Source organism: Micromonospora sp. DT228 (assembly GCF_049841595.1).
Taxonomy (GTDB): domain Bacteria; phylum Actinomycetota; class Actinomycetes; order Mycobacteriales; family Micromonosporaceae; genus Micromonospora.
In genome coordinates this window covers 75,081-92,683 of record NZ_JBNCKO010000016.1, presented here as the reverse complement: position 1 = coordinate 92,683, position 17,603 = coordinate 75,081, and the positions used below count along the sequence as shown (strand labels likewise).

Sequence of the window (17,603 nt, the reverse complement as noted above, 5' to 3'; positions counted from 1 at the left end):
CGGGGGCGACACCCGGGTGGGAATGTCGGCTGGTGAGGTGCCGCTCAGAAGGGTAGCGGGCGTTCCGCCTCATCCCCACCGAAGGTGCCGATCTCCCGTAGCGCGTGCATCTTGTCCCGGCCACGCTCTATCGAGGCCAGCGCCCGGGTGAGGAACTGCTCGAAGTTGGCCAGCGCGGTGTCGACGTAGTCGTCGACCTCCTCACGCAGGCGCTGGGCCTCGGCGCGGGCCTCGGCGATGATCCGGGCGCCCTCGTGTTCTGCCGACACGGTGATCTCGTTCACCGAGACCAGGCGGGCGTGTTCTGCCTCACCCTCGCTGATGATCCGGTCCGCCTCGCGCTTGCCGGCTTCCATGATCTTGTCGCGCTCCTCCAGGAGCGCGGCGGCGCGACGCAGGTCGGCGGGGAGATCGGCGCGCATCTCGTCGAGGGCAGCGATCATCTCACCCCGGTCGACCATGCAGTTGTTGCGCGACATCGGGACGGAGCGGGCCTGCTCCACCATGGCGATCAGTTCGTCGATGCGATCGAGCGGGTCCACCGGTACCTCACTCCTGTCGTTCCTCGGCCGACCTCCATGATGCGGGCTACGGCCGTTCCCCGCGTCACCAATCATGTCGTGCTCGCCCCACACGAGCCCCATCCGCCCCAATCCGGCGCGTCGCGACATCGTCGACCCCGCCCCGACCCCGCCGATCTTGCACTTGTGGTTGCGCCAAATCACGTCAAAAGTAGCGATCCGGGCACCATAAGTGCAAGATCGCGCGACGGGGCGGGGTGAGGCGCCGGGGGTAGCGGTTAGGTCAGGGGTTCGGGCGCAGGCGGGTTTGCAGGGCCTCGCGGACCTGGTCGGGCACGTGGGCGGAGATGTCGCCGCCCCACTTCGCCACGTCCTTCACCAGGCTGGAGGAGAGGAACGAGTAGAGCGGGTTGGTCGGCATGAAGAGCGTCTCGACGCCGGCCAGCCCGATGTTCATCTGCGCCATCTGCAACTCGTAGTCGAAGTCGCTGACCGCCCGCAGACCCTTGATCAGCACACTCGCCTGCTGCGCCCGGCAGAAGTCCACCAGAAGCCCGCGGAACGACTCGACCCGCACGTTGCCGTACGACGAGGTCACCTCGCGGAGCATCTCGATCCGCTCCTCGACGGTGAACAGACCGCTCTTGGACTGGTTCACCAGGACGCCAACGATCACCTCGTCGAAGAGCCGACTGGCCCGCCCGATGATGTCGAGGTGTCCGTTGGTGACCGGATCGAACGAACCGGGGCACACCGCACGTCTCATGATCGGCGACCGTACCAAAGGGTGGTCTCGCCGTACCGGCGACTGCGCTCGGGGGTGATCCCCTCCACCCAGTCGAACTGCCTGGTCCGGCTGGACCGCTCCACGACCACCAGAGCGTCGGGCACCAGCCAGCCACCATCGACAAGCGTCGTCAACAGTGCGGTGATCTCCGCGTCCGGCACCGCGTACGGCGGATCGGCGAAGACCACGTCGTACGGTCCGCCGTCCGGGCCGGCGGCCAGCACGGTCGCCACCTTGCCGGCAACCAGGCGGACGGCCGGACCGGCGCGCAGGGTCGCCACGTTCTCCCGGATCACCCGGGCCGCCCGGGGGTCGGACTCCACGAGCAGCACGTGCCGGGCGCCCCGGGACAGCGCCTCCAGCCCGACCGCGCCGGAGCCCGCGTACAGGTCGGCGAAGCGGGTGCCGTCGAGGTCGACGTCGGCCTCGACGGCACTGAACAGCGCCTCCCGGACCCGGTCGGACGTGGGTCGGGTGCCGGCGCCGGGAGGTGCGGCGATCCGCCGCCCGCCGAGCGTTCCGGCCACGATCCGGGTCACCGTCTCCTCCTGCTCATGCCCGCGACGCTACGCGAGTCGACGCCGACCACGACCGACACCGCCGGTATCGCAGGGCCGGGCGGCGCCCCGCGTGGGGTCTTGACGTCGTCCACCGCACCGGGAACGTCTGTGACCTCCCCCGCTGTCGATCGGTCCACTGCGGAGCCCTCCACCGACGGTCGACGCCACTCGTCCTCAGTGATCACTCGACCACCTTCCGTGCATCAAAGATCACGAATCAACCACATTGCCTAATGGCAATGATGAGAACTCCCCTCATTCATGACTCGTCAGTACAGTCACCCTCTGTCCCCGCTTATGGCGGGGAGCACCCCCGCGTCGCGCGACGTCCCGGTGAGCAGACGACCCACCGGTCGCCCCGTCTCCCGACCTCCCGCGCGCGATCCGTACCCCTCACCAGGAGCAGGCGTTGAACCTCCCCAAGTCTCCGATGCGGCGCGTCGCGGCCATCGCCGCAGGCGCGCTGATCGGCCTCACCGGTGTCGGCGTCATGGCGTCCCCCGCCAGCGCCCACTACTCCCAGGTCAGCGGCAAAGCGGTCTGCGAGACCACCACCGGCGAGTGGGTGGTGACCTGGACCGTGAAGAGCAAGGCCCACTACTCCTCCAAGTTCTTCCAGCTGCGTACTGTCGAACTCACCCCCGCCAACACCACGGTGACCAACATCAAGGTGTCGGACCGCAACAAGTACCCGTACGACGTCAACACCCCGATCACCGGCGTGCAGCGGGTGCCCGGCTCGGCAACCCAGGCCACCCTCGCGGTGAAGGCCAAGTGGGACGACGGCTACCCCGAGGACAAGGCCGTCAAGGGCACTGTGACGTTCGGCGGCACCTGCGAGAAGGACACGCCGCCGACCACCCCGCCGGCGAGCCCGACGCCGTCGCCGACCACCTCGACGCCGCCGGCCAGCCCGACCCCCACCCCGAGCCCCACCGTGACCACCCCGCCTGCAGCGGTCACCGTGCCCACCGCCAGCTTCGCCTCCGACTGCGAGGGTGCCGTCACGGTGACGTTGGCCAACGGCGCCGACGCCACGACCGACGCCAAGCTCACCGTGAAGGCGACGGGCTTCTCGCAGACCTACACGGTCAAGCCGGGCGCCAGCAAGAGTGACATCGTCGTTCCGGCCAAGGCCGGCGCGATCACCGTCAGCGAGGGCGACAAGCCGGTCGGCAAGCCCTACACCTGGGTGACGCCGGAGGACTGCGTCAAGCCGGGCGAGCCCCAGGCGGGCTTCGAGTCCACCTGCGACAAGCTGGTCTTCGGCTTCGCCAACCCGGCGAACGGCAAGGCCTTCGAGGTGACCCTGACCCCGAACAAGGGTGAGGTGCAGAAGCGGACCGTCGAGCCCGGCAAGACCGTGGTCGTCGAGTTCCCGGCGTCCGAGGGTCTGACCGTGACGCCGGCGGCCGAGGGCCTCGACGACACCACCCCGATCGCCTGGGAAAAGCCGGCCGACTGCAACCCGGGCCAGGGTGGCGGCGACAAGGACGAGCCGGCGCTGCCGCTGACCGGTGCCGCGACCGGCGGGATCATCGCCGGCGCCGCGGCGCTGCTCGCCGTTGGTGCTGTGCTGTTCGTGATGGCGCGTCGTCGTCGGGTGCGCTTCACCGCCTGAGACAACCCGCTCTGACCAACAACTGAGGGCGCGTCGACCATCCGGTCGACGCGCCCTCAGCCATTTCTTGGCAGTACCCGAGTAGAGCCAGCGCCTTGCGCGAGCCGAGTAGGGAGTTCAGGACTCCCGTCGGTGGACGGCGGGGTGGGCGCCACTCGCCGCCCCGCGTCACCCTCAGCCCGTGCCGGGCGAAGAAGTTGGCGCTATCCGAGATAGGGGGCTTGGCGGTTCTCGGCGTGGTGGTGAAGGCGGAGGCGAACGGTGTCGTGGATAGGGATGTGGCCGAAGTCGGTGGGGTGGATGAAGCGGACCTCGGTGGACTCCTCGCTGACGGTCAGTGTGCCGCCGGTGGCTCGGGCGAGGTAGGTCACGGTGAACTCCTGCCGCACCTCACCGTCGGGGTACGCGACGACATGCGCGGGGTCGGTGTAGATGCCGAGCAGGCCGGTGATCTCGATGTCGAGGCCGGTCTCCTCTTTGACCTCGCGGACGGCGCACTGTTGAAGAGTTTCGCCGATGTCCATGGCGCCGCCGGGTGGTGCCCAGTTGCCGGAGTCGGTGCGCCGTTGCAGCAGCACACGGCCGTGGTCGTCGGTGACGATGGCGGCGGCGCCGGGGACGAGGCTGTTGGCGGTGGGGGCGTCCGGGTCGTGGTAGTAGTCGCGCCGGCCGGTCACCGGGTCTCCTTGGGATAGGCGGTGGTGGTTTGCCAGATCTGTTCGAATTGATCGGCGTGGGCGGCGAAGATGCCGTGCGGGGAGAGTTCGCGCAGGTGGATGGCGGGGTGTTGGTAGCCGCGGGCGCGGTAGAGGTGTGGAGTGACGATCATCTGGTGGTCGAAGCGGAACACCGAGTTGTACAGGTGCACGGTGTGCAGGCCGATCTGGACGCCGGGCACGTCGTGGAGGGGTTCGCAGAAGTTGAGGGCGTTGCGGATCCGGCCGGGCAGGGTGCCGCCGATCTGTTCGAGGGTGTCGCGTTCGGCGACGTGCGGGCAGTCGGGGTCGGCGAACGCGAGCCGGACGCGGGCGCCGTCGGTGGCTTTGTCGGTGATGAGTTGCATGGTGTTGGGCAGCAGTTCCAGTAGGAACGGGTAGGCGTAGCCGAGTAGGTCGATCCGGGTGGTGGCGCCGCTGAGTAGGGCAGCCCAGACGTGGTGGGGGATGTCGGCTCGGTGGGCGTAGGCGGCGACGACCTCGGCGGTGGCCTCGGCGCCGGGCGCCTGGTCGGGGCGGGTCTGCGGCCACAGGTCGGCTTCGGTCTCACCGAGGGCATCGGCGACGGCGAGGCGGGTGCGTTGGTGTGGGACGCGGCCGGTGAGCCACCGGGTGACGGTCTTGACGTCGACACCGACAGCTGTGGCGAGGGCGGCCGGGTCGAGGTGGGCGCGGAGCATGGCCGCGCGGAGGCGGTGACTCATACCGTCTCACGGTAGTGGACACGGCGGGACGCATCAGGCTCGTGAAAGTGTCCGGCGTGGTGTCTGTTGGGACGTTGGGGTGCCCCGGGCTGGTTCGTAGGTTCAGCGGCGGGGCCTCGCCGGTTCGCTTGCGGCAATACGCCGGGCTGGTGGGTGCCAGGGGAAGGGGCCACCGCCCGCCCGGGAGGTGGTCGGGCCGGCTGCCGGCGGTGGCCTCTTCCCTTCCAGCGAGCCGGAGGGGTGGTGGGGGTGTTGTCGACGCATCAGCCGGTACGGCCGCAGTGGACCTGCGCAGGGTGCGGAGCACCGTGGCCGTGTCGGACTCGCAAGCGGCAGCTCGTGGCGGAGTTCACAGGTGCGCGGATCTCGTTGATGCTGCACCTGGCGGCGTACCTGGTCCAGGCGTGCGAGGACCTGCCCCACACGCCGTCGGGCGTGTTGCACGCACGGTTTCTCGCCTGGCCACGCTCGGCCGCATTGCGCAGCGATCGGCAAGCGCCCTGAGCCTGGACGGTGCTGACTCCGCCAGGAGGAGATCGGCAGACGCCTCAGCCCTTTTCCAGGTATTCGGCGCGCTCCTCGTCGACCAACGCGGCGACCGAGGCGGCCAGCGCCGGGTTGCCGGTCAGGTCCGGGTCCTCCTCGATCAGGGTGATCGCCTCGGCGCGGGCGTCGCGGATCAGGTCCGCGTCGCGGCGCAGCGACAGCAGTCGCAGGTGGGAGCGGTGCCCGGACTGGGTCGCACCCAGCACGTCGCCCTCGCGGCGCTGCTCCAGATCCAACTCGGCGAGCGTGAAGCCGTCGCTCGTGGACGCGACCGCGTCCAGCCGTTCGCGTGCCGACGAGCCCTCGGCGGCCTCGCTGACCAGCAGGCAGAGCCCGGCGGCGGCGCCCCGACCGACCCGGCCCCGCAGCTGGTGCAGTTGGGAGACACCGAACCGGTCGGCGTCCAGCACGATCATCACGGTGGCGTTCGGCACGTCCACGCCGACCTCGATCACCGTGGTCGCCACCAGCACGTCCAGGTCACCGGCGGCGAAGGACCGCATCACCGCGTCCTTCTCGTCGGCCGGCAGGCGACCGTGCAGCACCCCGATCCGCAGCCCGTGCAGCGGGCCCTCGGCCAGCAGCGGAGCCACCTCGGTCACCGCCACCGGCGGACGCCGACCGTTGTCGTCCTCGGGTGGCGGCTCCTCGTCGGACACCGGCCCGTCACCGATCCGCGGGCACACCACGTACGCCTGGTGGCCGGCGGCCACCTCCTCGCGCAGCCGACGCCAGGCCCGGTCCAGATAGGCCGGTTTCTCCGCGGCCGGCACCACGTGCGAGGCGATCGGCGACCGCCCCCGGGGCAACTGGGAGAGGGTGGAGACCTCCAGGTCGCCGTAGACGGTCATCGCCACCGTGCGCGGGATCGGGGTGGCCGTCATCACCAGCACGTGCGGCGGCTGGTCGGCCTTGGCCCGCAGCGCGTCGCGTTGCTCCACGCCGAAGCGGTGCTGCTCGTCGACGACGACCAGGCCGAGGTCGGCGAAGTCGACGCCCTCGTAGAGCAGGGCGTGGGTGCCGAGCACGATGCCGGCGGCGCCACTGGCCACCTCGCCGAGCGCCCGCCGCCGGGCCGCCGCGCCCAGTGAGCCGGTGACCAACTCGACCCGGGTGGCGTGCTCGGCGGACCCCAGCTCGCCGGCCCGCCCGAGCGGCCCGAGCAGGTCGAGCATGCCGCGGTGGTGCTGGGCGGCCAGCACCTCGGTGGGTGCCAGCAGCGCGGCCTGCCCGCCCGCGTCGACCACCTGGAGCATCGCCCGCAACGCCACCACCGTCTTGCCCGAGCCCACCTCACCCTGCAACAACCTGTGCATCGGGTGCGGGGTGGCGAGATCTCCCGCGATCTCCACGCCGACGTCACGCTGACCGTCCGTCAGCTCGTACGGGAGTCGGGCGTCGAAGGCGTCCAACAGCCCGCCGGGGCGCGCCGGGCGGGGTCGGGCCGGCCAGTCGGCCGCCCGGTGCTTGCGCTGCACAAGCGTCAACTGGACGGCGAACGCCTCGTCCCACTTGAGTCGCCGCCGCGCCCGGTAGAGCGCCTCCTTGCTGGTCGGCCGGTGGATCTCGGTCAACGCGGCGCCCAACCCGACCAGCTTGCGGCTGGCGCGCACCTCGCCCGGCAGGGGATCGTCGGGTGGGGTGAACGTGTCGAGCACGACCCGCACGCACCGCGCGATCACCCAGGTCGGCACGGCCGCGGCGGCCGGGTAGACGGGGATCAGCGCACCGGCGAACTCCTCGATCTCGTCGCTGGCCGCCGCCTCGCCGTCACCGCCCTCACCGAGCAGGACGTACTCCGGGCCGTTGAGCTGCCGCTTGCTCCGGAACTCGGTGACCTTGCCGGCGAACAGCCCCCACCGGCCGGGGCGCAGCTCGCGCTCCCGCCACGCCTGGTTGCCGAAGAAGGTCAACGTCAGCAGCCCACCGGAGCCGTCACCGACGGTCACCTCCAGCAGGTTGCCCCGTCGCTGCCGCATCGGGCGTACGGCGGTGCGCTGCACCTGGGCCAGCACGGTGACCTGCTCGCCGACGTCCAGCGAGCGGATGTCGGTGTGCTCGCCCCGCTCGTCGTAGCGGCGAGGGAAGTGGTAGACCAGGTCACCCGCCGTGTGCAGGTCGAGGTGCGCGGCCAGCGCCTTGGCTGTCTTGTCCCCGACCAGCTTCTTCAGCGGAGTGTCGACGGTGGCTGGTTCGCTCATTCGATCCCTACCAGGAGCGGATAAAACGGTTGGCCGCCCGGGTACGCGTGCACCTCGACGAACGGCCACCGTCGCGCGACGTGCGCGCGCACGGCGTCGATGAGCCCGGCCGGGGCGTCCACGCCGGACAGCAGGGTGACCATCTCGCCCCCGCCGCCCAGCATCCGGTCGACCACTGCGGCGCAGGTGTCGGTGAGGTCGGTGCCGATCAGGTGCACCTCCCCCTCGACAAGCGCCAGCACGTCGCCCGGACGGCACGGGCCGGCCATGGTCAGCGCCTCGCGGCTGGCGTGGCAGACCTCGGCGTAACGGCAGGCACCGGCGGCCTCGGCCATCGCGATCACGTCGTCCTCGAAGCGGCGGTCGGCGTCGCGGACTGCGAGGGCGGCAAGCGCCTGCACCGGCGAGCGGGTCGGCACCACGCTCACCCTGATGCCGTGCCGACGGGCCGCACGGGCCGCGGCGCTCGCCACCGCCTCCGTGTTGGGGTCGTTGGGCAGCACCACCACCCGGGCCGCGCCGGTGCCCCGGACCGCGTCCAGCAGCTCACCCGTGGACGGGTTGCCCGCCACCACCGTGGCGCCCTCCGCGGCGAACAGGTCGGCGATGCCCCCGCCGGTGGCCACCACCACCGCGGCCCGGCCGTCCGACACCGGGCCGCGGGGCGGCTCCGGCTGGTCGGCGAACCGGGTCACCGAGATCCGGTACGGGCGGCCGGCCGCGACGCCCGCCTCGACCGCCGCGCCCACGTCGTTGACGTGCACGTGCACGTTCCAGGTGCCCTCCGGCTCACGCCCGTCGCCGACGACGACGAGCGAATCCCCGAGCGCGTCCAGCGCCCGTCGCATCCCGGCCACCGCCTCGGCGTGGGCGTCGAGCAGGAACTGCACCTCGTACGCGTACTCGTCGGAGCCGGTCTCCCGCGCGACGGTGGCCGCCGGACGGGCGGAGCGGGTCGTCGGCGTCGGCTGGTCGACGCTCTCCCCCGTCAGCACCTCGACCAGGGCGTCGAGCAGCACGCAGAGCCCCCGGCCACCCGCGTCGACCACGCCCGCGCGGGCCAGCGCCGGCAGTTGCTCCGGGGTCCGGGCGAGCGCCTCGGCCGCCGCCCGGGCCGCGAGGCGGGCCACCGCCGGCAGGTCGTCGCTGTCCGCGCGTTCGGCCGCGGCGGCGGCCGCCGCGACCACGGTGAGCAGGGTGCCCTCGACCGGTCGGGCGACAGCGGTGTACGCGGCGGCGGTGCCGGACCGCAGGGCGGCGGCGAACTCCCGGCCACGCACCGTCGACGCCACGGCGACCTGGTCGGCGAAACCCCGCAGGATCTGCGAGAGGATCACCCCGGAGTTGCCCCGCGCGCCGAGCAGCGCGCCCTGGGCCATCAACCGCAGCGCGTGCCCGTGCGCGGTCGGCCCACTGTCGGGGAGGGTGTCCAGGTCCATCGCGAGGGCCTGCTGGGCGGAGGTGAGGGTGAGCACCAGGTTGGTGCCGGTGTCGCCGTCCGGCACCGGGTAGACGTTGAGCTGGTCGATCTCGCCCTGGTGACGCTTCAGCGCGGCCAGTCCACCCGCGCACCAACGGCGCACCGCGGCGGCGTCGAGGGTGTCCAGCACGGCCAGAAGCCTACTGGCGCGCACCGACACGCGCCGGGCTCGTCCGGCGTGTCCGATTGCCCCGCACGCGGCACGCCCGTCCCCCTGGCCCGGACGGACGGGATCCGCCCTCCAGGTACAGTTGCCGCCGGAACCACCCCCCGTCACCCCGGCGGGCCGACCACCGCCCACCGGCGGAGGGGCGGCTGATCACCGGGCCAGGGCGGTTGGTCACCTCGGCGGGACATCGGGTAGGCTGACGCGGTTGCCCGTGCAGCACCTCTGCCGGCAACCTCATGAACGTTTCAATCCCAGGAGTATCCCGTGGCTAGCGTGTGCGACGTCTGTGGCAAGGGGCCGGGCTTCGGCCACAACGTGCCCTGGTCCAAGAAGAAGACCAACCGCCGCTGGAACCCGAACATCCAGTCGGTGCGCACCCCGGCCGGTGGCGGCAACACCAAGAAGCTGCAGGTCTGCACCTCGTGCATCAAGGCCGGCAAGGTCACCCGCGCCTGACGCGGCGGCACCCACCTTCTCGTACGGCTCAGCCGGCGGACCTCCGGGTCCGCCGGCTCTGTCGTGCGCGCGCCCACCCGCCGCCGGAGACCGTCGGTCAGAGCGTGCGGCCGAAGGAGACGCAGCCCTCCTCGTCCTTGTAGAAGCCGAAGTTCGGGATCCGCTCGTAACCGGCGGAGCCGTACATGGCGATCGCCTCGGGCTGCTTGTCGCCGCACTCCAGGACCACCCGCTTGCGGCCCTGCTCGCGGGCCGAACGCTCGACGGCCGCCAGCACGGCGCGGGCCACGCCCCGCCCACGCGCCGTCGGGGCGGTGTACATCCGCTTCACCTCCGCGCAGTCCGTGCCGTGGCTGCGCCAGCCACCGCAGCCGACCGGCTCGCCGGCCAGATAGGCGACGAGGAACGCCCCATCGGGCGGCTCGAACTCGGTCGCGTCGACGGGTGTGTCATCACCGTTGCCGCCGTAGCGGACAGCGAGGTCGGTAAGCGCGGCATGGATCAACTGCTGCGCCACAGGTGCGTCGAACCGCACGGCCCGGATCTCAATCTCACTCACGGTGCCCAGAGTACGACCGCTGGCGGGCCTCACCGGAAGTGGTCCCAGCCGGTCGGGCCGTGGTGGGGCGCGCCGTCGACAGTCACTCCGGCACCGTCCGTGACCACCCCGATCGGCAGCCAGTCCGGCGGCAACACCACAGCCGGCGGGAAGGTCGCGGCCAGCGCGTGGTCGTCGCCACCGGCGAGGATCCAGGTGTACGGGTCGACGCCGAGCGCCTGCGCCGCGTCGGCCATCTGCCGGGGCACCTCGAACGCGTTGCGGCGCACGTCGATCGCGACCCCGCTGGCCGCCGACACGTGTCCGAGGTCGGCGAGCAGCCCGTCCGACACGTCGATCATCGAGGTGGCGCCGAGCCGCGCGGCCTGCGGGCCGGCCGGATAGGGCACCTGCGGCCGCCGGTACGCCTCGACCAGCAGCCGGGGAGTGCGGAAGCCCCGGGTGAGCACGGTCAGCCCGGCTGCCGCGTGCCCGGTGCGCCCGGCCAGGGCGAGCACGTCCCCGGGGCGGGCGCCGGAGCGCAGCACGGGCGGGCGGCCCGCCAGGTCGCCCAGCGCGGTGACCGCGACGGTCAGGGTGGGGCTGGCCGACATGTCGCCGCCGACGACGCTCGCGCCGACGGTGGCCGCCTCGGCGGAGAGGCCGTCGGCCAACTCCTCCGCCCAGCCGGTGTCCAGGTCCGCCGGCATGCAGAGGGCGACAAGCAGGGCGGTCGGCGTGGCCCCCATGGCCACGATGTCGGCGAGGTTGGCCGCCGCCGCCCGGTGCCCGACGTCGCGCGCGGAGGACCAGTCCCGCCGGAAGTGCCGCCCGTCGACAAGGACGTCGGTGGAGGCCGCCACGCGTCCGTCCGGCGCGGCCACCACCGCCGCGTCGTCACCCGGGCCGAGCAGGGTCGTCGGTCCGTACGTCAGCCGGGCGGTGATCTTTCCGATCAGCCCGAACTCCCCGATTCCGGACACGCTGGCACCGCCGCCGGTGTTCCGCCCGTACTGCCCGGCTCCGCCGTGCTCGCTCACCGCTGCTCCTTGACCACCGATAGGGATCAGACCTGGTCCGTAAGGTAGTTTCACCCTTCGGGCCGCTCCCGGGCGGCGACGGACGGAGGTCTAGTCGTGGTACAGGCGTACATCCTCATCCAGACCGAGGTGGGCCGGGCACGTGACGTGGCGGGTCTCATCGCGGACCTCGCCGGCGTGGTGCGGGTCGACGCCGTCACCGGGCCGTACGACGTGGTCGTCCTCACCGAGGCGAACACCGTCGACGAACTCGGCAAACTCATTGTCAGCAAGGTGCAGATGGTGCCTGGCATCACCCGCACCCTCACGTGTTCGGTGGTGCGGCTGTAAGTGGACGAGATGACGAACTCCTCCGCTGCTCTGGACGACGGCGCGCGCGACGCGTCCGACGGGACACCCGAGCCGGCTGACGGTATCGGTGCGTCGGCCGACCCGGCCGCCGCCGCGCCGGCCGGACGGGATCGGACCATTCGTGGCGCCGCCCTGCTGGCCACGTTGATCGCGTTGCCGATCACGCTGCTGGTGGCCGTGTTCGCCTTCACCAAGCTCACCCCGGACGCACCGGCCGCCGCGCCGTCGCCGTCCGCGACAAGCGCCCGGGCGCAGTCCACCGCTCCGGTGGAGATGGCCGCCCCGGCCCTGGCCGCCCGCCCGGCCACGGTCTGCCGGGCCCTGCTCTCCCAGTTGCCGACGAGCATCCGCGACCTGGCCCAGCGGCCGGTCACCGCCGGTCCGGAGCAGAACGCGGCGTACGGCGACCCCGCGCTCACCGTGGCCTGCGGCGGCGCCGAGCCGACCTTCCCCGCCACCGACGAGGTCTGGACTGTCAACCGGGTCTGCTGGCACCTGGCCGAGCAGGGCGAGCAGACCGTGCTCACCACTGTCGACCGGGAGACGTCGATCGAGGTGCGCGTCCCGCGTTCGTACGAGCAGCCGTTGCAGTGGGTGCCGTCGATTTCCAGCACGATCGTGGCGAGCGTGCCCTCCGGCGGCGCCATCCCCTCCGGCTGCCAGCGCTGAGCTGGCCCCCCGCGCCGACCGAGCCGCGCGGGGGGACCGGGTTGCTCAGTGCAGGCCGACGCCGCGCCGTTGGGCGGTACGGATCAGCCGGTTGACAAGCTTCGGGTACTCCAGGCCGGAGGCCGCCCACATCCGCGGGAACATCGACGTCGGGGTGAACCCGGGCATCGTGTTGATCTCGTTGAGATAGACGTCCAGCTCGGGGGTGACGAAGAAGTCGGCCCGGGCCAGACCGGCGCAGTCCAGCGCGGTGAACGCGCGAACCGCGTACTCCTGCACCTGGCGGGTCACCCGCTCCGGCAGGTCGGCCGGGATGTCGTACTCGCAGGAGTCGTCGAGGTACTTCGCCTCGAAGTCGTAGAAGTCGTGGTCCGCGACGACCCGCACCTCGGCCAGGACGGACGCCTCGGGTGTGCCCCCGGCCTCGCCCTCCAGCACGCCACACTCGATCTCGCGGCCGACGATCGCGGCCTCGATGATGACCTTCGGGTCGAACTGCCGGGCGGTGGCGACCGCCGTGTCCAGGTCCGCCCAGTCGGTGACCTTGCTGATTCCGAAGGACGATCCGGCCCGGGACGGCTTGACGAAGACCGGCAGGCCGAGCCGCTCCTTGTCCTGCTCGCTGAGTGTCATCCCGTTGCGCAGCACGGCGTACGTGCCGACCGGGATGCCCTCGACGGCGCAGAGCTTCTTGGTGAACTCCTTGTCCATGGCGGCCGCGGAGGCGAAGACGTTCGCCCCGACGTAGGGGATGCCGGCCATCTCCAGCATGCCCTGGATGGTGCCGTCCTCGCCGTACGCGCCGTGCAGCACCGGGAAGACCACGTCGACGTCGGCGAGCACCCGGGGGCCCTCGGTCGGGTCGAGCACCATCAGGCCGTTGCCGGTCGGGTCGGCGCGCAGCACGATGTCGTCCCCGGAATCGGCGGTGATCTCCGGCAGCCGACGGGCTTCGATGGCGAGATGGGCGGGGTCTCCGCTGGTCAGCACCCACTGGCCGGCTCGGGTGATGCCGACGGGCACCACCTCGAACTCGTCCGGGTCGAGCGCGCCGAACACGCTGCCGGCGCTGACGCAGGAGATGCCGTGCTCCGGGCTGCGGCCGCCGAAGACGATCGCCACGCGGGTTTTGCCTGGGGTGGTCACTCCGGTCACCTCTTCGTACGCGACTGCGGCTGGTCGTGCTCGCCGGTGGCGCTCACCCGGTTGACCTTACTGTGCGTGGCGATGGGACGAGGCGATACCCGGCGAGCCACGGCGCGACACGGCGATCGGTCATCACGGTATATACGGTGCGTGATGGGACTATTGCCATGCGGTAAAGGTGCGGCCTGGGCATGGTCAGTCGTGGGAGTGCCGGCGGCCGACCGCGATGACCTTCACCCGCTGCCGGCCGGCGCGCACCATGCCCAGCGCCATGAACGCTCCGGCGATCCGGTCGGCAGCCTCCCGACTGCTGGCGCCGACCACCTGCCGTCGCCGCTCGGGCACGGTCCGCTCGTCGCGGTCGACGCCGTCGACCGGACGCACGTCGGTGAGCACCACCAGGAAGCGGGTCATCAGGGGCCGACCTGGCGTAAGTGGTAGGACTCCGGAACGGTACGCACGTCGTCGTCTCCTTCCGGCAGGCCGGGATGGCGCGGCACGCGACGATCGGGCACGGGGGAGAAACCCGATCGCCGCGCGCCCCATCCCTCCGGTCGCTCACCACCACCGTCGCCACGACAACCGGCGGTGAGGACGCGCTAACAGATTGACACGTTTACCGCCGTGAATGCAACTCTCATCGAGACGCTCCCATGCAGACGTTCCCAAGGATGTATGCGACCATCGATGCATGGCCCCGAAGACAGCCCGTGCCCGCCGGCTCGGCATCGCCCTGCGCCACCACCGGGAAGCCGCCGGCCTGACGCTGGAAACCGCCGCGGATGAGATCAACAGCACCCGCAGCACCCTCTCCCGGTACGAGAACGCCCAGTCCCTGATCACCCCGGCCACCGTGCGCGCGCTGCTCACGTCGTACGGGGTGGGTGCCGAGGAGGTGGCCGCGGCGGTGCAGCTCGCCAAGGACGCCCGCAAGCCAGGCTGGTGGGTCTCGTACTCCTACCTGCTGGATCCGCGCACCATCGACTTCATCGCGCTGGAGGCCGAGGCGACCGCGATCGCCAACTTCGAGCCCTCCGTGGTGCCCGGCCTGCTCCAGACGGCCGACTACATCCGTGGCGTGATGCGCGGTGGTCCGCACACCCTCACCGACGACCTGGTGGAGCAGCGGGTCAAGGTCCGACTCGACCGGCAGCAACGGCTCACCGGCGACGACCCGCCCATCCTCGACGCGATCATCGACGAGGGCGCGCTGTTGCGTCCGGTCGGCGACCAGTCGGGGATGGACGGCCAACTGCGGCACCTGGTCAAGATGGCCGAGTTGCCGAACATCACCGTGCAGGTGATCCCGCTCTCCGCCGGCTACCACCGGGGCACCCGGGGCTCGCTGCACATCCTCGAGTTCGCCGATCCGGAGGATCCGATCATCGCCTCGGTGGAGACCGTCGCCGGTCAGATGATCCTCGACCGAGCCGGCGAGACGCGGACCTGCACCAAGATCATGGAGCACCTCCGAAGCGTGGCGCTCAGCCCGGCCGACAGCCGCGGAATGCTCCTGACAGCCCTGAAGGGACGGTAAGACCAATGACACCGACGATCACAGCGGCCATCGCCGCGGCGGCGTGGCGCAAGAGCAGCCACAGCGGCGACGAGGGCGCCTGCGTGGAGGTGGCCACGATCCCGCGGCTGGTGGCCGTCCGCGACTCCAAGGACCCGTCCGGGCCCGCGCTGCTGTTCCCGCCGGCCGCCTGGGCCGCCTTCGCCCAGGCACCACCCCTGCGGTGACCGGGAGGCCGAGGCACTGATTCGACAAACCGCACCACCACCCGCCGCCCCGGCCGCCGCACCGCCGACCACTCGGCGCGGCGACCGGGGCGGACCGGGCTCAGGCGACGAGCGGCCGGGGCTCCGGGACGGCCCGCAGCGCCTCCAACGCGGCGATCGCCACGCCCCGGGCACCGGCCATGTCCCGGTCCGGCACCAGCGCGAAGGTGGCCACCGCCGCCTGCTCCTCGCGAAGCACGGTGTGCTCACGGACCGTCGCCAGGAACCAGTCGCGGAACTCAGGAGCCGCCTCCACCACCCCACCACCGACGAAGTACGCGTGCGGATCGGTGAAGTTCGCCGCGACGGTGAACAGCCGCCCCAGCGCCATCGCCTGCTGGGTGAAGAGGTCCCGCGCGAGGGCGTCCCCCCGCTCGCCGTACCCCCGGACCAACTTCGCCGCCCGCGCCACCGGCTCGGCGGTGAGCGGGTGGTCGGGATAGCGGGTCAACCAGTACGGCAGCAGGTTACGTTCGATGCCGGTCAGCGAGGCGATGCTCTCCACGTCCCCGGTGAAGCCGCAGGCGCAGGTGGGCTCCGACTGCCCCGGGCCGAGCAGCCCGCTCAGCGGAACGTGCACGTGACCAAGCTCCCCGGCCATCCCGGCAGCGCCGGCGATCACCCGGCCGCTCTCGACCACACCGCCGCCGAGGCCGGTGCCGACGATCGCGGAGACCGACGAGCGGTTCATCGCGTCCTCGCCGAAGTGCACGTGGTGGGCGTAGAGGGCGGCCGCGTTGCCGTCGTTGTGGTAGATCACCGGCAGGCCGAGCCGTCGCTCCAACGCGCCCCGCACGTCGAAGCCCCGCCACGCCGGCTGGGAGAAGTTCGTGGAACCCCGCGACGAGATGACGCCGTCGGCGCTGGCCGGGCCGGGAGTGTCGAGCCCCACCGCCCGGACCAGCTCACGCGGCACGCCGGTCTGCGCCAGGGCGCCGTCCAACGCCCTGGCCAGCGCCTCGATCGCCGCCTCCGGCCCGGACCGCACCTCGCTGGGGATCTCCAACAGCCCGTCCACCAGGAAGCGGCCGTCCACCGTCAGCACGGTGGCGTTGTTGCTGGTGCCGCCGTTGTCCAGCCCGACGACCACCGGCACCCCTGCGCTGCCCACCGAAAACCGCCTCCCGCCCGTAAGAGTGTGAGCCGAGGCTAGTGCCAACCCCTCTCCCCCGCCACGCCCGGCCACCCGCCGGCCGGCAGAGGTGCCGCCATGCGTCACCGCACGTCCCGTTTGACCAGAAGATCCGTCTCGCGCTCGGCGCGGTCAGCTCGACGGTGCCGTGGCGTCGCCGCCGGGCCTCGCCCCCCTGCCCTCCTCTTTCCCCTTTGCTCTGCACCCGCCCACGCGCCAGTTACGGACCGTTAGTGGTGCGTGGGCGGGTGCAGAGCAAAGGGCGCGCAAGGGGGTCCCGACCAGGTTCTGCCCGCCACCGGGCCGACGCGGTGTCATCCGCGATGCGGTGTCATCCGCGGCGCGGGTTCAGTCGGGGCGCGGGTTCAGTCGGGGCGCGGATTCAGTCGGGGCGCGGGTTCAGTCGGGGCGTCGGGCGGTCACCGCGGTGCCGTCCAGGTCCTCGTCCTGCCGCACGCCAGGCACCAGGCCGGCTGCCTCGAACGCCGCGCAGAGCGCATCCACCTGCGTGACGCCGGCCTCGACGACCAGGTGCCCACCGGGCACCAACCAGTCGGCCGCCCCGACACCCACCCGGCGCAGCACGGAGAGCCCGTCCGGCCCGCCGTCGAGCGCCACCGGGGCCTCGTGCAGCCGCGCCTCCGGCGGCATCAGCGCCACCGCGTCGGTCGGCACGTACGGAGCGTTTGCCACCACCAGGTCCAGCCGACCCCGCCACCGCGCGGGCAGGGGCGCGAACAGGTCACCCTCGTACACCTCGGCGCTCAGGCCGGTGAGGTTGCGGCGCGCGCACGCCACGGCCGCCGGGTCGATGTCGGCGGCGGCCAGCCAGCGCGGCGCGAGCCGATGCGCCAACGCGACGGTGGTGGCCCCGGAGCCGCAGCACAGGTCGACCACCGCCGGAGCCGGGCCGGTCAACTCGGCCGCCACCTCGACCAGCAGGGCCGTCCGACCGCGGGGCACGAAGACGCCCGCGTCGACGGCGATCCGCAGGCCGCAGAACTCCGCCCAGCCGAGCAGGTACTCCAGCGGCTCGCCGGCCACCCGACGGTCGGTCAGGTCGGCCAACGTCGCCGGCGAGTCGGCGGCGGCCAGCAGCAGATCGGCCTCGTCCTCGGCGTAGACGCAGCCGGCGGCACGCAGCCGGCGGATCAGGGCGGGCCGATCGGTGACTGTCACAGGCC

At 72.0% G+C, this 17,603-nt stretch carries 20 protein-coding genes; 7 read left to right on the top strand and 13 right to left on the bottom strand.

All coding sequences use genetic code 11. The annotated features are described in order from the left end of the window. Window positions 1-44: 44 nt before the first annotated feature. The 3 genes from ACLQ29_RS27040 to rsmD all read right to left on the bottom strand — a co-directional run bounded on the left by ACLQ29_RS27040 (window position 45) and on the right by rsmD (window position 1,847). Complete coding sequence (locus tag ACLQ29_RS27040) at window positions 45-542, bottom strand: hypothetical protein (RefSeq protein WP_281899866.1); 498 nt, start codon at window positions 540-542, stop codon at window positions 45-47. Window positions 543-804: 262 nt separating this feature from the next. Further along, complete coding sequence (coaD, locus tag ACLQ29_RS27035; protein WP_425774255.1) at window positions 805-1,287, bottom strand: pantetheine-phosphate adenylyltransferase; 483 nt, start codon at window positions 1,285-1,287, stop codon at window positions 805-807. Next, window positions 1,284-1,847 carry a 16S rRNA (guanine(966)-N(2))-methyltransferase RsmD gene (rsmD, locus tag ACLQ29_RS27030; RefSeq protein ID WP_425774254.1) on the bottom strand — a complete coding sequence of 188 codons (564 nt, stop codon included), beginning with the start codon at window positions 1,845-1,847 and terminating at the stop codon, window positions 1,284-1,286. The genes coaD and rsmD overlap by 4 nt, the downstream gene beginning before the upstream one ends. A 430-nt stretch (window positions 1,848-2,277) precedes the next feature. Between rsmD and ACLQ29_RS27025 the strand changes: the two genes are divergently transcribed. Then, window positions 2,278-3,489 carry a cell wall anchor protein gene (locus ACLQ29_RS27025; RefSeq protein WP_425774253.1) on the top strand — a complete coding sequence of 404 codons (1,212 nt, stop codon included), beginning with the start codon at window positions 2,278-2,280 and terminating at the stop codon, window positions 3,487-3,489. Between the two features lie 203 nt (window positions 3,490-3,692). Here ACLQ29_RS27025 and ACLQ29_RS27020 read toward each other — a convergent pair whose 3' ends face one another. Continuing rightward, window positions 3,693-4,166: an NUDIX domain-containing protein gene (locus ACLQ29_RS27020; RefSeq protein WP_425774252.1), complete on the bottom strand. Its 474-nt coding sequence runs from the start codon at window positions 4,164-4,166 to the stop codon at window positions 3,693-3,695. Further along, window positions 4,163-4,885, bottom strand: coding sequence for an XRE family transcriptional regulator (locus ACLQ29_RS27015; protein WP_425774326.1), 723 nt, complete (start codon window positions 4,883-4,885; stop codon window positions 4,163-4,165). Before ACLQ29_RS27015 ends, ACLQ29_RS27020 begins: the two co-directional genes overlap by 4 nt. A gap of 267 nt (window positions 4,886-5,152) precedes the next feature. Here ACLQ29_RS27015 and ACLQ29_RS27010 point away from each other — a divergent pair, with 267 nt between their 5' ends. After that, entirely contained in the window at window positions 5,153-5,413 is a 261-nt protein-coding gene (locus ACLQ29_RS27010) for a flavin reductase (protein WP_425774251.1), read from the top strand. Window positions 5,414-5,457: 44 nt separating this feature from the next. On the opposite strand, the gene recG is transcribed toward ACLQ29_RS27010, so the two are convergent. After that, window positions 5,458-7,656 (bottom strand): ATP-dependent DNA helicase RecG, encoded by a 2,199-nt coding sequence (gene recG, locus ACLQ29_RS27005; protein WP_425774250.1) that lies wholly within the window; start codon window positions 7,654-7,656, stop codon window positions 5,458-5,460. Next, the gene (locus tag ACLQ29_RS27000; RefSeq protein ID WP_425774249.1) at window positions 7,653-9,266 is read right to left on the bottom strand and encodes a DAK2 domain-containing protein; all 1,614 of its coding nucleotides are present in this window, start codon (window positions 9,264-9,266) and stop codon (window positions 7,653-7,655) included. Before ACLQ29_RS27000 ends, recG begins: the two co-directional genes overlap by 4 nt. A gap of 303 nt (window positions 9,267-9,569) precedes the next feature. On the opposite strand from ACLQ29_RS27000, the gene rpmB reads away from it, so the two are divergent. Further along, a complete protein-coding gene (gene rpmB, locus ACLQ29_RS26995; protein WP_091671657.1) occupies window positions 9,570-9,761 on the top strand; it encodes a 50S ribosomal protein L28 in 192 nt (63 codons plus the stop codon). Window positions 9,762-9,858: 97 nt separating this feature from the next. Here rpmB and ACLQ29_RS26990 read toward each other — a convergent pair whose 3' ends face one another. Together ACLQ29_RS26990 and ACLQ29_RS26985 are read right to left on the bottom strand one after the other, a co-directional pair. Further along, window positions 9,859-10,320, bottom strand: coding sequence for a GNAT family N-acetyltransferase (locus ACLQ29_RS26990; RefSeq protein ID WP_425774248.1), 462 nt, complete (start codon window positions 10,318-10,320; stop codon window positions 9,859-9,861). 29 nt (window positions 10,321-10,349) lie between these two features. Then, complete coding sequence (locus ACLQ29_RS26985) at window positions 10,350-11,282, bottom strand: thiamine-phosphate kinase (RefSeq protein ID WP_425774325.1); 933 nt, start codon at window positions 11,280-11,282, stop codon at window positions 10,350-10,352. Between the two features lie 153 nt (window positions 11,283-11,435). Between ACLQ29_RS26985 and ACLQ29_RS26980 the strand changes: the two genes are divergently transcribed. After that, window positions 11,436-11,669, top strand: coding sequence for an Lrp/AsnC ligand binding domain-containing protein (locus ACLQ29_RS26980; protein ID WP_013284547.1), 234 nt, complete (start codon window positions 11,436-11,438; stop codon window positions 11,667-11,669). 9 nt (window positions 11,670-11,678) lie between these two features. Further along, the gene (locus ACLQ29_RS26975) at window positions 11,679-12,359 is read left to right on the top strand and encodes a DUF3515 family protein (RefSeq protein WP_425774247.1); all 681 of its coding nucleotides are present in this window, start codon (window positions 11,679-11,681) and stop codon (window positions 12,357-12,359) included. Between the two features lie 45 nt (window positions 12,360-12,404). On the opposite strand, the gene ACLQ29_RS26970 is transcribed toward ACLQ29_RS26975, so the two are convergent. Beyond that, complete coding sequence (locus tag ACLQ29_RS26970; protein WP_425774246.1) at window positions 12,405-13,505, bottom strand: D-alanine--D-alanine ligase family protein; 1,101 nt, start codon at window positions 13,503-13,505, stop codon at window positions 12,405-12,407. Between the two features lie 195 nt (window positions 13,506-13,700). After that, window positions 13,701-13,919, bottom strand: a complete 219-nt coding sequence (locus ACLQ29_RS26965; protein WP_425774245.1) for a hypothetical protein — start codon at window positions 13,917-13,919, stop codon at window positions 13,701-13,703. Between the two features lie 277 nt (window positions 13,920-14,196). Here ACLQ29_RS26965 and ACLQ29_RS26960 point away from each other — a divergent pair, with 277 nt between their 5' ends. Beyond that, complete coding sequence (locus ACLQ29_RS26960; protein WP_393372848.1) at window positions 14,197-15,042, top strand: helix-turn-helix domain-containing protein; 846 nt, start codon at window positions 14,197-14,199, stop codon at window positions 15,040-15,042. Between the two features lie 5 nt (window positions 15,043-15,047). After that, window positions 15,048-15,248, top strand: coding sequence for a DUF397 domain-containing protein (locus ACLQ29_RS26955; RefSeq protein ID WP_425774244.1), 201 nt, complete (start codon window positions 15,048-15,050; stop codon window positions 15,246-15,248). A 100-nt stretch (window positions 15,249-15,348) separates the two neighbouring features. Here the strand turns inward: ACLQ29_RS26955 and ACLQ29_RS26950 are convergent, their stop codons facing one another. Further along, a complete protein-coding gene (locus ACLQ29_RS26950) occupies window positions 15,349-16,398 on the bottom strand; it encodes an ROK family protein (protein WP_425774243.1) in 1,050 nt (349 codons plus the stop codon). Window positions 16,399-16,818: 420 nt separating this feature from the next. Continuing rightward, complete coding sequence (locus tag ACLQ29_RS26945; protein ID WP_425774242.1) at window positions 16,819-17,598, bottom strand: putative protein N(5)-glutamine methyltransferase; 780 nt, start codon at window positions 17,596-17,598, stop codon at window positions 16,819-16,821. Between the last annotated feature and the right edge of the window lie 5 nt (window positions 17,599-17,603).